Consider the following 13,804-nt stretch of genomic DNA (forward strand, 5'->3'; position numbering starts at 1 on the left):
TTATAACAACTCACATCTTAATTCTTAAGCATGCTCTTAGAGGGCGTACTTTCTCCTAATAAGCGAGATTTGAGATGATTTTCCCCTCGAAGTCAATAGGAAATAGCGGTCCATAGCGAGTGAATATGGCCCGCTCTCTCCTATTGCTTCCTAGGGGAAAAGAACTCGAATCTAAGTCATTAACTCTTAAACGCCTAATGAATCCGGAAGCCCGCTAAACAAAATTCACGAGAGGGAGGCGTTTCGTCCGATCTCTTTAACTGACTTATCCTATCAAGCAGGCAAGCGAAGTCGCAAACAAAAGCATTATAAATATTTTGAAGGCAGGGTTTTCCGCCAATAAAATAACATTAGGCATTCATTTAAAAGGCTTTGATGGATTTAGTCAATCCATTTAAATAATCTTTTCCCGATTTTAATAGGGATTGCACTATCTTTTTGTGTCTTTAGTCCCAATCGTGTATATTAAAAAAAATGAATCAAGCCCATAAGATTGTGCTCTCTTCTATGAAAATGAAACCCCTTAGCCGGCAATTTTTATCTGCCGCTATTATTTTCTTTTACCTGATTCCCCTGCTTTTTTTTGCTTCTTATAGCATTGGCTTAATGTCGCTTAATAAAAGCTGGTCGATTCTTTCTTTGGGCCTGCTTTTGATTACCTGCGGTTCCTTTGTGCTCATTCTATTGATCTATTATTGGGAGAAAGGGCTGAAAGGGCAAACGTCAGAAGAGCCGACTGCCCATTCTCGCCAACTGGCTTTTTTCCCGAATGACAAAGAAACAAAGGTCACTTCAATCGATCCGTCTTTGGCTTTGATACGAAACTCTCCATCGCCTATTGAAGCAGACGCCCCTCTCAAAGAAAGCGTAAAAGAGCTTTCTTTGCTTCAAGCAGCTTTAGAAGAGAATCAAGAGCAGTACAAGAGTTTGCAGGAGGAATTGGAGCTTAAAGAGCAGGCCTTCATTAAAATCGAAGAAGAGAACAAGCAGTTGCAAGTCAAAGCCCAACAAGCCGCGCAGGATTTCTCCGATTACAAGCTTTTTTCAGAAGAGCAATTGAAGCAGAAAAATATGCAAATTGCTGCCCTTCAACAAATGATTGAAGACCAGCGCGCCGAAATGGAAAAAAGACAGGATCAAATTTATCAGCTGGACACTAAGGTCCATGATCTAAGTTATGAAATAAAAACACTTTTATATTTGCATGAAGAAGAAAATTCTTCCAAAGCAAGCTCGAAGCCCGTTGTTAAGAGCGAATCCCCTTTCAAAATTACTTCATCTAGTTCTTTGACTGAGCAGCCGGATGCCCCGCTCCCTTCCTCGGCCACTATCGGCCTCTTAGAGGATAATCAGTCTGGGAAAGAAAAGCTGATCTCTTCGCCAATTGAGGCAACAGCTCTTCTAAAGAAATGCCTTAATATCGCTCAAAAATTAACAGGAGCCAATTATCATAGTAATGAAGCTTCTCGTTACCGCGAGTTTTCTTCTTCTCATTATACGATTGATCAGCGCCGCCTATTTGACAGCTTGCGGCATGAGACATCAGGCTTGATTATCATGTATGCCCCAAAAGACAATAAACTGCTTTTTGTGAATAACCAGTGTAAAAATATAGTGGGATGGAGCCCTGAAAAATTTACCTCAGATTTTTTTCAAATCTTTCAAGAAGGCTTGATCGACTGGAAGCGGGCTGTCGCTGCCTTATCCAGCTCTTCCGAATCGCAATCTCGCCTGCTCGCAAAAACAAAGAATGGCCAAGAAGTCCTCTTAAACTGCCATCTCGGCTTGATTCCAGCAGGGCTTTTCCGCAATTACATCATCGGCATTTTTTATCCCGCATAATCGCTTTTCCTTGCCCTTAATTGCCTATATATGCGTTTTAATACCTTCTTAGAAGCTGAATTTATTAACTGTTTGGAGTTTTTTTTACCCTTTTCACGTCAGTTAAAAGGTAAAAAAACTCCAAGTTCTTCTTCTTAAGCCAGATTTTTCGCTAACCCGGCAAAAAATTGGGCAGTACCCACACCTACTTTAGCAACAGTTAAAACACCTTTGCCAAACGACAGCGTCGCCTTAATTGAATCGAAGGCATCTGTTCCCACTAAGTCAAGAGCAGATTTCGCGGCTGTGGCCGCCAAGAGAGCAGCTTCAACTTTATTTCTAGTATGCGCTAAACCGGACTCTTTGCCGTCCATCACATCGCCAACTTTAGATTTGCAAGCCACTCCTACACGAGCCACTTCGCAAGCGCTGTTCGCCCATTTGAGAGTATTGCTAGCTGATTCGGGCAAATAGTCCACAAGCTGCGTATTGGCAACTTTCAAAGCGAGTTGAGCAATTTGCACCATCTTCTGGGCCTTTACATCCGCAGATGCTTGATCGGATAAAACTGTGTCCATCTTTGACTTGATATCCAAGCCGGAATGAACAACTGTGCAAACATCCCCGACAAAATGGACGGCCTTATTGCTTAAAATGGAAGGCGCTCCAGGAACATACTTGGCATAACGAGCATAAGATAAATACTGGCCATAATCGATCAGAGTTTTGGCGCAGTTCTTGACTCCCTCATTCTCGTACCAGGGCATCTGCTCTGGACCGGAAAAATCTGCAATTACAAATTCCTTTGAAATATCTGCATGGGAAATTGAATTTAACATAAATTAACCTCTCTATTAAGATAAACAATAATTATTAACACGATTAAAAATTAACCACCTTTTAAACAAACATATTAATAAATAAAGGTTAATCTTTATTAACAGTTAAATAATTTTAATATAAATTTCAAATTGGTTTTTAATTTAAATCATTTAAATATTAGGTAAGGAATTATGACGGATTGTTGTCGAATTGCTAATTATCTATATTCAGGGAGAAAAGAATGCGAGGAAGGCCTCAGGGAGTGTATTAAAACTCGGTCTTACCTATCACAGGAATGGCGCATCTTCTAGGGCGGTTGCAGATGATGCCGCTTTTCAAGATGGCAATCCTCCTTTTCTCTTCCGGCCTTATGACCTTTGCAGGTAAGGCTGGAGTCTTTTTCTTGAGCATAGCGATGCACGGCATGTGCAAAGGGGGCCTCCCAGCTCCCGGCGTCTGTCCTCGTTATCTTGCCGCCTTTATCTAGCAAGTAAAAGGTGGCTTCACGCTCCATGCCGCCTAGGGCATGTCCCCTAGCGGCAAGCCTTCTCCAACCATAAGTGAAATAGCAAACGGTAAGGATAAAAGAGGTGTTTTATAAAAGACTTCATCCGTTGATAAGCTCTTTTCTTGGCTTGCAGCGCTTCATCCCCATAAAATTGGTCTTCTTTCATATGCGCTGCCTGTAAATAGAAGCTGGTCTCTTTTTGCCTTTGCAAGCAACTAAGGTCGCCCGAAAAGAAAAAAGGCCATTGGCAAGCTCGTTGAAAAACGAGGCGCAAGCGCTTGTTTGAATCGCTGGACTTTTCAAACTCCTGCGGCTGGGTCAAATCGACCGGCAAAGGCTTCATTCTCTGCTTGCGCAGCCCTTTATTTACTAAATCAAACTGATCGTAAATACAGCCTTTTCCTTCGCGGTCCATATTTGTAAAATAATGGGGACAAGTGCGCAAAGCTTGTTCAGCGGCTGTCAGGCGCACTTGATTGTAGAGGTGGTCATGCAAGATCCAAACGACTTGCCAGCCTGCTTTTCGATAATCTTGGTTGCGCCGCTCGACTTCTTCTGAGGTAATAAAAGAATATTGGATTTCAAAAACAATCTTTTTAGATAACCAGGCAACGTCGGCGATGCGCCCAATTTCTGGCAGGCGGTATTCGAGCCGACAGTCTTGCGGGGGAAGAAGGTCGTATAGATGCAATTGCAGCTGCAAATGGATGGGCCCCTTTTGATGAAGCCGGCAAGACCGTGTGGGCTGTACGTGGTAAAAATGCCGTTTGCGCTGCAATCCGGCCCTTAGGCGTACGCAGCTTTGGCACTCGATGCAATAATAGTCTTGCTGTCTATTTGCCCTCTGGGCGCTAATCAGTTTTTTTGTTTGATCCAAAGCGTAGAGCTGCATGTCTGGGCCTCACTGGCTACTTATTTGAGAGGATGGGCCATCTTTTAGACGGTGTATTCCCCCTAACAATCGATAATTGAAATTATTTTCTTCTCAGGAGGCAATAGGAAATAGCAGACAATCGTGAGTGAAGATGGCCCGCTTATCTAAGTCATTAGTGGTTTTAATGCATCCTCTTAGAAAAGAAAAAACTTGAATCTAGTCCGGTGGCAATTCGACGGCGGCAGTCCTAATCAATAGATTCTTATTGAAATTGTATAATCCCATTAATTTTGATGAAAAGATAAACAAGTAGATTACAAAAAAATCCATTTATGATATAATTATACTTGTGATAAATTCCCATCTCCTTTATTCATACAATCATTATGTGCACAATCGCACACTTTTCATCTATTCTTGACAAAAACGCTTTATTTATCACAAAATGCCTATACCTTTTTTTCTATGTTGGTGGATTAAATTAGCTGTTTGGCCAACCTATATAAAATTATCTGAATCTAATTCGTTTGCATGGAAATTTCACTTCCCAAACAGCGCCTTCAGTTACAGACAACAAATCATACTGAATGGATTACTTATTCAGTATTTCTTATCTCTCTACTTTAGGAAAGCATGAATAAAACGACGAATTTCAAGAATCATTTTTCTCAGCAGCATCAACAAAAAATTGATGAGCTTGTGGCCATTTCTAAAGAGCAAGGTTTCATTACGTATGAAGAAATCAATGAAATTTTGCCAATGTCCTTTGATTCTGCAGATCAGATTGATCAAGTCCTAATTTTTCTTAGCGGCATGGATATTCAAGTCCTCAATCAATCTGAAGTAGAAAGACAAAAGGAGCGTAAAAAAGAGGCCAAAGAATTAGAGAGCCTTCCCAAAAGAGCGGAGGGAGCACCCGATGATCCTGTACGCATGTATCTTAAGGAAATGGGATCGGTCCCCCTTCTTAGCAGGGAAGAAGAAGTTGAGATTTCTAAGCGCATAGAAAAAGCCCAAGTGCAAATCGAACGCATTATTATGCGCTTCCGCTATGCCACATCAGAGGCAATTTCGATAGCAACCTATCTATTAACAGGCAAAGAGCGCTTTGACAAATCGATTACCGAAAAAGAAGTGGTCAATAAGCAAGAGTTCATGACTCTTCTTCCCAAGCTTTGCCAATTATTAAAAGAAGAAGATCTCATTTTAGAAAAATTATTGCTTGAGAGCAATAATCCCAATTTAAAGAAAACAGAAAAGCTGAAGGTCACGGAAGAAATCGAAAAATGCCGCATTCGCATGCAGGCCTATCTTCGTCGTCTGCACTTGCGCCATAATATTATCGATGATTTTGTTGAGGTTATTCTACGCGCCTATGACCGCTTTTTGTTCTTGGAAAAGGAAATGCAGGAGCTGGCTCCTCGCGCGGAGCGCAACAAATTTGCCGCAGCCAAAATGGCGGCAGCAAAGCGCAAGTTAGCCAAACGCGAATTGGCTGCAGGCCGCACGCTGGAAGACTTCAAAAAAGACGTCAAGATGCTCCAGCGCTGGATGGACAAGAGCCAGGAAGCGAAACGCGAAATGGTCGAATCCAACCTGCGCCTGGTCATTTCTATCGCCAAAAAATATACCAATAGAGGCCTATCTTTCTTGGACCTGATTCAAGAAGGGAACATGGGCCTCATGAAGGCAGTCGAGAAGTTCGAATATAGGCGGGGATATAAGTTTTCCACGTATGCGACCTGGTGGATCCGCCAAGCCGTTACGCGGGCAATCGCCGACCAAGCGCGCACAATCCGTATTCCTGTCCACATGATTGAAACGATCAACAAGGTGCTGCGCGGAGCGAAAAAGTTGATGATGGAGACAGGCCGAGAGCCCAGTCCCGAAGAGCTCGCAAAAGAGTTAGGCATTACGCCTGAACGAGTACGTGAAATTTATAAAATTGCCCAGCACCCAATCTCTTTGCAAGCGGAAGTAGGAGACGGCGGCGAAAGCCAATTCGGCGATTTCTTGGAAGATACGGGAGCCGACTCGCCTGCAGAAGCGACGGGATATTCGATCCTTAAAGATAAAATGGGAGAGGTTCTTTCTACGCTTAGCGACCGCGAACGCAAAGTCCTCATTCAGCGCTTTGGCTTATTAGACGGCAAGCCCAAGACGCTAGAAGAAGTGGGAGTCGAATTTAATGTTACGCGTGAAAGGATTCGCCAAATTGAAGCAAAAGCTTTACGCAAGATGCGTCATCCTATCCGGTCTAAACAGCTCAAAGCCTTCCTCGATCTGCTCGAAGCTGAATAAAACTTATGGCCCCTAAATAGGGGCTATTTTATTTTAGAGCCCTTTTGCGAACTTTGCTTTTTTTAACTCTTTGTCTCTTATTCCTGCTTTATATTTTATGAAGCTGCAAAAGCTAGAGGAAGAAAGGTAAGATTTGCCGCTTGTAGCGAATGAGATAGAAAATGCTTGGCGGTTTTTTCAAAGCCTATTATGATACCATCCTAATTCAGAAACCTTTTCAATTTACGCTGATCATTTCTGTCTGCGGCAGAATGATTTGTTCTTCCCATGGCTTCTCAAAAAATAATATAGCAGATGCAAGAACTCAATATAGAGAAAATTCTTAAACTTATTCAGCCTGATGGAATGCTCAGCCAGGCATTAAAGGGATTTGAATCTCGTCCACAGCAGCACCAAATGATGACAAATGTCATCCAAGCCTATAACCAGGACTTAGTCTCTTTAATTGAAGCCGGCACGGGGACGGGCAAAAGCCTGGCCTATCTCATTCCGGCCTTAATATGGGCAGCGCGCTTCAATGAGCGGACAGTCATTTCCACCAATACGATCACGTTGCAAGAACAGCTGATCCACAAAGACATCCCCCATTTGCTGGAAGCGTTGAATTTGAATCTCAAAGTCGTATTAGTCAAAGGGATGAATAATTATGTTTGCCTGCGCAAATTAGAAGACGCGCAGACAGAACTTCGCCTTTTTCCTACAGAGGAAAAGGAAGAAGTGGAAAAAGTGAATCAATGGTGCCAAGGAGCGATAGAAGGATCGCGCTCGGAAATGCCATTCGTTCCTTCTCCTTCCGTTTGGGATCGCATTGGAGCGGAAAGCGAAGCTTGCTTGCATCACGAGTGCCCTTACTATCAGCAATGCTATTTCTTCAAGGCTAGGCGCCAAGCTCAAGATGCGCATGTGCTGGTCGCCAACCATCACCTTTTATTTGCCGATCTCGTGAGACGGGCCGAAACCAATAATTACAGCGAAGCCTGCCTATTGCCTATCTATAGGCGCATTATTCTAGATGAAGCGCATCACATTGAAGATATTGCGACCGAGTATTTTGCCGCCCGCTTGCACCGCGTAGAACTGATGCGCACCCTGGGCCGGCTCGCTTCCGATCGGCATGGCTCCCAGCAAGGCAAGCTGCTCATTTTAAAAGAAAAACTCCAATCGCTCTTCAACAAAACGCCTCCCCGGGACGTTGCTCAGATCATTAGCCGCTTGACCATTGATCTACCGGCATTAAGGCACCTGTTATTGGAACAGATCAACCACACTTTTGATGCCTTTGCACACTTCATCGAATCAATCAATCAGCCACTCAATCAGCTGTTCCCGGAAGAGGCTTCCCCGACGCCGGAAAAAAAGCTTAGAATTGTGAAGGACCATTTAAGCCACCCTAAATGGAAAGAAGACATTCTGCCTCATACGACCAAATTGATTGCAGCCCTTAAGCAATACAGGCAAACAATAAGCAGCTTGGAAGGAGATCTTAAATTAATTGAAAATGACCGCCTGCAAGAACAAACCAAAGGCATGCGCTTGGATATTCAGGCGCTGGCTTACCGCCTCGAAATAGCCATTTCTTTGTTGGATAACTTTATCTCTGACCTCCAAAACGCCAATAAGGTCAGATGGATTGAAGCGCACAAGCTCAAGAGTCTGCTGAATGTTCATTTGGTAGACGCTGATTTAGATATTTCCAAAGCGCTGGTGAATTTTCTTTTTAGTAAATTTTCTACCGTCATTTTATGCAGCGCGACTTTGGCGTCCAATCAACAATTCCAATTTGTCCGCCAGCGCTTAGGCTTGACAGAGAGATTGCTGCCTCAAAGGAAAGTGACCGAGCATATCTATGATTCTCCTTTTAATTACCGCCAACAAGCCTTGCTTGTTGTGCCAACCGATATGCCGCCTCCCTCTCACCCCGACTTTAACGCTTTAGCTTACGAAAATATTTGGAACGCGATTCAAGCGAGCCGTGGACAAGCGTTTGTCCTCTTTACGTCTTATACCATGCTTCAAAACTGCTATGAGGCCTTGAGTAAAAAGTTTCAAGACCACCGTTATCCTCTCTTCAAACAAGGAGATGACAGCCGTCAAACACTTTTGAATAAATTCAAAAAGACAGACCGCGCTGTCTTATTTGGAACGGACTCTTTCTGGGAAGGGGTTGATGTAGCAGGCGATGCATTGCGCTGCGTCATTATTGTCAAATTGCCTTTTAAAGTTCCAAGCGAGCCCATTATCCAAGCGCGCACGGAAGCCATTATGGAAAGAGGAGGCGATCCTTTTTTTGAATTTTCCGTGCCCCATGCGATTGTTAAATTTAAACAGGGCTTTGGCCGCTTGATCCGCAATAAATCGGACCGCGGCTGTATCGTCTGCTTGGATAACCGTTTAGTGACAAAAGGCTATGGAAGACTTTTCCTCAATAGTCTTCCCCCTTGCGAAAAAGTTTTTGCCAATGGCGCTCATTTATGGAGCAAAATGCACGATTTTTATCGCAAAACTTATCATCTCGTCAAAAATAATTGAAAATAAACGATTTGCATTCTCAAACTTTTTAAGAGAATGCATAAAAACAGCTAATGGCCTAGATTCGAGTTCTTTTTTTTAAAAAAATAAGTATAAGAAAGAGAAAACTTAAAAATCTTTAGCGGCGCCATAAGCATGCTATCTATTAAAAATTGCCATTTAAACGCGTCATTTTTGCTCGATGGGCTCGATCGGCCGGCCGGCCTCTATCTGCGTTCTGCGGGATGGCTTTTATGCGGCATCCTATCGCTACTCTTTTGCCTGTCTTTCAAAATGAAAGACAGAAAGGTCGCTCTTCCAAGCGTAAAAAAATCCACTGTATGGATGGTCGGCACTGTTTTTTGCAAAGACTTGAAGAAACAATTTTCCGTTCTAGGAGAACGCGGCTCTTTCTCTTTTTGTTCCTCACGCGTATGGCTTCTTTTTCCTTGGAAAAATTTTCTAGATAATTTAGGCCAAGAAAAAGCCGCCTTTTCCTTTTCTCGCCAAAAAGACACCCTTTATAACTGGGAAAGCCTTGTCCCTATCTCACTCCTATGCTTATGTGTTTTTTTGATTGCATGCGCCCTGGCTTTCTGGGGCATGGCCATTTCATCCCGGCTCCGTCAAGCTAAAAAGCAAGAGGAGGAAGAGGCTGACCAAAAAAGACAGCCGCTTAAAGAAACTGAAATTGAACAGCTCGAACTATTTTCTTTAATCGCCTCACATGATCTAAAAGAGCCTTTATATAAGATCATGTCATTTGCAGATTTATTAAAATCGAACTATGCACAGATTTTAGACGACAAAGGAAAAGACTATCTAGAGCGCCTGCTCAATTCATGCCAGCAAATGAAGCTTATTACCGATAGAATTCTCGAATTTTCAAGGGTGATGACCGCAACTCATCCTTTTGAGCCCGTTCATTTATCACAAATCGTTGCAAATGCCCTTCATGAATTGGCAGACTCCATCAACAGCAAGCAAGCTCAAGTAGAGGTCTCCCCTCTTCCTGTCATAGAAGGAGACCCGGCTCAACTATCTCAATTATTTATCCATCTGATTGAAAATTCGCTTAAATTTAGCCGTCCAAGCATTCCCCCTCATATTATTATTTATCAAAGCAAAGCGGAAGGCAAAGGGATCGAAGTGGTGGTTTCTGATAATGGCATCGGTTTTGATGAGAAATATTTACATAAATTATTTAAGCCCTTTCAGCGCTTGCATAGCTCCAGTCATTATGAAGGCATAGGCATGAGCTTAGCCATCTGTCAAAAAATCATGCTTAGACATGGCGGAAAAATTTCTGCCAGCAGTCAATTGAATCAAGGAACAACATTCCATCTTTTTTTTCCCTATCTAAATCAATAGGATGCTTATGACCCTTTCTCATTCAGATACAATTTCTATTCTCTTAGCGGAAGACGATGACGATCAATTTTTTATTATAAAAACAGTCTTCGAAAAGCTTCTTCTGGTCAATGAACTGCACCGGGTTAATGATGGAGAAGAATTAATGGATTATCTTCTTCGCAGAGGAGAATATGCGCTTCCCAATAAAGCTCCCCGTCCAGAGCTCATCTTACTGGATTTAAATATGCCCAAAAAGAATGGGCTAGAAGCCTTAAAGGAAATTCGCAACCATCCTGACCTTTGCCATACTCCTGTTGTTGTTTTGACGGCTTTGACAGACCAGGACACAATAAGAATGTGCTATGCCGCCGGGGCAAACTCTTATATTGCCAAACCTGTAGGGCCGGAAGGATTGGTCCGCGCATTAAAAGATCTTAGAACCTATTGGTTTCAACTTGTCAAGCTGCCGCCGGGTAATAAGGAATAATCAGACGAGTTTGGAGTTTTGCTCTTCTGACGCAGTCGAAAGAGCAAAAACTCCAAACTCAAGTTAATAGTCCTTTTCTTTAAAATTAAAATTTTATATAGATTTCTCCTATCACATATCCTAGATTCCATCATGTCTATTATTCTAATTTTTTGTTTAACCTTGCTTGCAAACCCCTTGTCAATTCTTTATTCTGAAACCTTATTTGAAATTCCTTCAGAGCATGAAAATATGTTACAACAACACTCCTTCCGCATCTTAGGCGTGGGCGCTGCCTGCATTGATTTGCTTGTCCCTGTCGAAGAGCAATTCCTTGCGCATGTGCCGGGAGAAAAAGGGGGCTCGCAAGCCATTGAATTTGAAAAGCTCAATCACATTATCGCCCTAAGCGGCAGCTCTCCGCAAATTGCAACAGGCGGCAGCTGTGCAAACACCATTAAAGGCTTGGCCAATTTGGGAGAGCGCTGCGGCTTTCTCAGCCACATGGGCAGCGACTCTTTAGGAGAACATTTTTCCCATCAAATAAAGAAACTAGGAATTGTCGGTTTATTTTCGACTTCCTCTTTGCCTACCGCTCGGGTCTTATGCTTAATTACTCCTGACGGCCAACGGACGATGCGTTTTTTTGCTGGATCAAGCGAAGAGATGTCCGATCGCTACATTCATCCAGACTACTTCAAAGGCGTTCGACACGTTCACCTAGAGGCTTATTTTTTACGCAATGGCCCTTTGCTCCAGCGCATTATGGAATTGGCCAAAAAAGCAGGCGCTACAATCTCTTTAGATGTATCAAGCTTTGAAATCATCCGACAGTACCACCAGACTTTGCATGCCCTGCTTTCCACTTACGTCGATGTTGTGTTTGCAAATGAAAACGAGGTGAAGGAGCTGACGGGATTATCAGCTTTTGAGGGATGCGGTAAATTGCAAGAAATTTGTCCCATTGCTGTAGTTTTAATGGGAGAAAGGGGCTGTCTTGTCGGCCATCAAGGCCGCATTGTTCATAGTCCCGCCTTTCCTGCCAAAGTCATCGATTCAACGGGAGCGGGGGATCTTTTTGCCAGCGGTTTTTTATATGGCTATATCCGGGAATACCCTTTAGAAGCCTGTGCACGCTTGGGTAATCGCCTAGGCAGTGCGATTGTCGAAGTCAAGGGAGCCGATCTTCCGGAAGGCAAATGGCAAGAGCTGCGCGCCCTCATCGCTTATGAAGCCCCGGTCAATAATGACAGGTGAAAAGAGCAATCGAGCACGTATGATTTGAGAAACGCTTATGTCCAGTCCCTCCGCTTCCCTTACGCATCCCCTTCCTTCAAATTGGGAACCGCCTGTCCAAGAACAGAAAGCAAGCCCCCCTTTACCTTCTATAGATTTTGCAATTACAGCACTTGCACAAACCGTTTTGCCCGCTTCAGACATACAACCTGAATCGAATCAGCCAACTATCAGAACAGATCGATTAAAGCAAATGGAACGTTCGCCTCCCCTATCGCAGAATGATTCAAAAGAGAAACCGGCAAGGAAACTGCCGCCGCGCAAACAGCGCACGTATTTTCCAGCAGGAGAATATTATTTTTTTTTACCTTCTCAATTAAATTAGGAAAGGCGGTTCTGACTTCATTCATTCTGCAAGTGGTGGGCTTGATAAAAAGCATCGAAAGAGTGTCGATTCAAATGCCCTATCGTTGCCTTATGCAGGATGCGAGCCACTAGTTTTCTTAACCATTCCAGCTGTTGTCCGCATCTGATTTCTGCCTCTAATTCCTGACTTTCATAATAATTATACGCTTTCAGCGTCGTTTGGCGGGTATGAGCCTTGGGAAAAGAAATCAACAGCTTAAAAATGCGTTTAATTAATGAATGCTGGGCACATGATAGCGTGCATCGGTTCGCTTCTGCCGACCTGTTTGATGGCTGCTCCGATGCCGGTAAAAGATAATATATGTTTGTATTAGCCGCTCCTACATGAAGATGGGCGCCTCCGACAAAAGGAATATAATCGATCTCGTCAGCCTCATCTCGGCCGCCGTTGCGGACAATGCGGATCAAAGGCTTTGCTTTGCCTCCTTCTTGGACAGCTTGCTGAAAGACTTCATGGACTTTCTCTGGAACGCCGACTGAACAATGCGTTTCAAGCTTGTGAACTTCTGTTTGAGTAAGCCCCATAATAAGAGTGGTCAAATATTGGGCATGCCCACCACCCAAGCTCTTGCCAAAAATATCTACTTGCTGGATATGAGAGTCTCTCAAATAGGCTGCTAATTCTGGCCAGATGGTTTGAATGCCAAGCATGCCCAGCTCCAGCTGAAGATCATTTATACCCGATAGTAAACCGCTGCTTGCTTGCAATCTAAAAGCCGTGCCGCGGCAAAGTAAAATGGGCTTTTCTCTTCCTGTCAATTCGCGCAGAGCGCTGACATAAGCGCCGCCACCTGTAAAAATGCGATCGACGACATAATAGCCATTATGCAGGCGAATAATTGTCCCAATAGGAGGCTCGCGATCCCCCAAGCGGGAAGTGAGAATCTCCCCTTCCTTTAGATGATGGGCCAAATCCAGTTTTTTTTCTTCCGCGTTATCTTTCCACAATTTAAGAATGGTCCATATCCGCTCTTTCAACCCTTTATAACCTTTTCCACTAGTTGCAATCATATCGTGATAGTGAATCTCAGAAGAATTGAGTAAAAAATGCTCTAGCGCTTCAAAAGGAACAAGCGAAGCATATAACTGATCCATCTCTTCTGTTGTCATTGCGCTTAATTGCTTGCCTTGCCGCTGAGCCGCTTCTTCTAGATCTTCTAAACGCACATCTCCCAATCCGACCAAAATTTTATTTAGAATATCCGGTGTTAAGCCAATTCGACTGGATTGAATTTTTTTATAGGGAAGGGCTAATTCCTTGCGATGAATGATCCGTTCGAAGCGCTCTGCCCCTACCGCCTGTTTAAGAGATTCAAATGAATCCCTATTTGTTTGAAAAGCGCTGCAAAAAAAGGGAAGGAAAGCCCTCCAAGCAGAAGCGACTTTAATTTCAATGAGCCGCCTCCCTCCTTGATCCTCTGTAGGAGAAGAATCGGGGATTAAGATAGAGGAAGGCGAAGATAAAAGATTAAATATCATACAATTCAAC

Annotated in this window: 11 protein-coding genes; 7 read left to right on the forward strand and 4 right to left on the reverse strand. The window is 43.3% G+C overall.

All coding sequences use genetic code 11. The annotated features are described in order from the left end of the window. Window positions 1–474 precede the first annotated feature (474 nt). Window positions 475–1,842, forward strand: coding sequence for a hypothetical protein (locus tag BN3769_RS11575; protein ID WP_068470761.1), 1,368 nt, complete (start codon window positions 475–477; stop codon window positions 1,840–1,842). 134 nt (window positions 1,843–1,976) lie between these two features. Here the strand turns inward: BN3769_RS11575 and BN3769_RS11580 are convergent, their stop codons facing one another. The 3 genes from BN3769_RS11580 to BN3769_RS11590 all read right to left on the reverse strand — a co-directional run bounded on the left by BN3769_RS11580 (window position 1,977) and on the right by BN3769_RS11590 (window position 4,043). Next, on the reverse strand, window positions 1,977–2,660 hold the full coding sequence (locus BN3769_RS11580) for a hypothetical protein (protein ID WP_068470762.1): 684 nt from the start codon (window positions 2,658–2,660) through the stop codon (window positions 1,977–1,979). Between the two features lie 290 nt (window positions 2,661–2,950). Beyond that, window positions 2,951–3,157 (reverse strand): hypothetical protein, encoded by a 207-nt coding sequence (locus tag BN3769_RS11585; protein ID WP_068470764.1) that lies wholly within the window; start codon window positions 3,155–3,157, stop codon window positions 2,951–2,953. Window positions 3,158–3,176: 19 nt separating this feature from the next. Next, on the reverse strand, window positions 3,177–4,043 hold the full coding sequence (locus BN3769_RS11590) for a competence protein CoiA (RefSeq protein WP_068470766.1): 867 nt from the start codon (window positions 4,041–4,043) through the stop codon (window positions 3,177–3,179). 615 nt (window positions 4,044–4,658) lie between these two features. Between BN3769_RS11590 and BN3769_RS11595 the strand changes: the two genes are divergently transcribed. The 6 genes from BN3769_RS11595 (at window position 4,659) to BN3769_RS11620 (ending at window position 12,274) form a co-directional block, all read left to right on the forward strand. Further along, the gene (locus BN3769_RS11595; protein ID WP_068470768.1) at window positions 4,659–6,326 is read left to right on the forward strand and encodes an RNA polymerase sigma factor; all 1,668 of its coding nucleotides are present in this window, start codon (window positions 4,659–4,661) and stop codon (window positions 6,324–6,326) included. 294 nt (window positions 6,327–6,620) lie between these two features. After that, the gene (locus tag BN3769_RS11600; RefSeq protein WP_228840687.1) at window positions 6,621–8,855 is read left to right on the forward strand and encodes an ATP-dependent DNA helicase; all 2,235 of its coding nucleotides are present in this window, start codon (window positions 6,621–6,623) and stop codon (window positions 8,853–8,855) included. Between the two features lie 135 nt (window positions 8,856–8,990). Next, window positions 8,991–10,205 (forward strand): sensor histidine kinase, encoded by a 1,215-nt coding sequence (locus BN3769_RS11605; protein ID WP_068470769.1) that lies wholly within the window; start codon window positions 8,991–8,993, stop codon window positions 10,203–10,205. A 7-nt stretch (window positions 10,206–10,212) separates the two neighbouring features. Then, on the forward strand, window positions 10,213–10,674 hold the full coding sequence (locus tag BN3769_RS11610; RefSeq protein WP_068470771.1) for a response regulator: 462 nt from the start codon (window positions 10,213–10,215) through the stop codon (window positions 10,672–10,674). 231 nt (window positions 10,675–10,905) lie between these two features. Then, window positions 10,906–11,910 carry an adenosine kinase gene (locus tag BN3769_RS11615; RefSeq protein WP_195155580.1) on the forward strand — a complete coding sequence of 335 codons (1,005 nt, stop codon included), beginning with the start codon at window positions 10,906–10,908 and terminating at the stop codon, window positions 11,908–11,910. A gap of 37 nt (window positions 11,911–11,947) precedes the next feature. Next, window positions 11,948–12,274 (forward strand): hypothetical protein, encoded by a 327-nt coding sequence (locus tag BN3769_RS11620; protein WP_068470776.1) that lies wholly within the window; start codon window positions 11,948–11,950, stop codon window positions 12,272–12,274. Window positions 12,275–12,291: 17 nt separating this feature from the next. Here BN3769_RS11620 and BN3769_RS11625 read toward each other — a convergent pair whose 3' ends face one another. Further along, complete coding sequence (locus tag BN3769_RS11625) at window positions 12,292–13,794, reverse strand: hypothetical protein (protein ID WP_068470779.1); 1,503 nt, start codon at window positions 13,792–13,794, stop codon at window positions 12,292–12,294. Window positions 13,795–13,804: the final 10 nt, after the last annotated feature.

The organism is Candidatus Protochlamydia phocaeensis, from assembly GCF_001545115.1.
GTDB lineage: Bacteria > Chlamydiota > Chlamydiia > Chlamydiales > Parachlamydiaceae > Protochlamydia_A > Protochlamydia_A phocaeensis.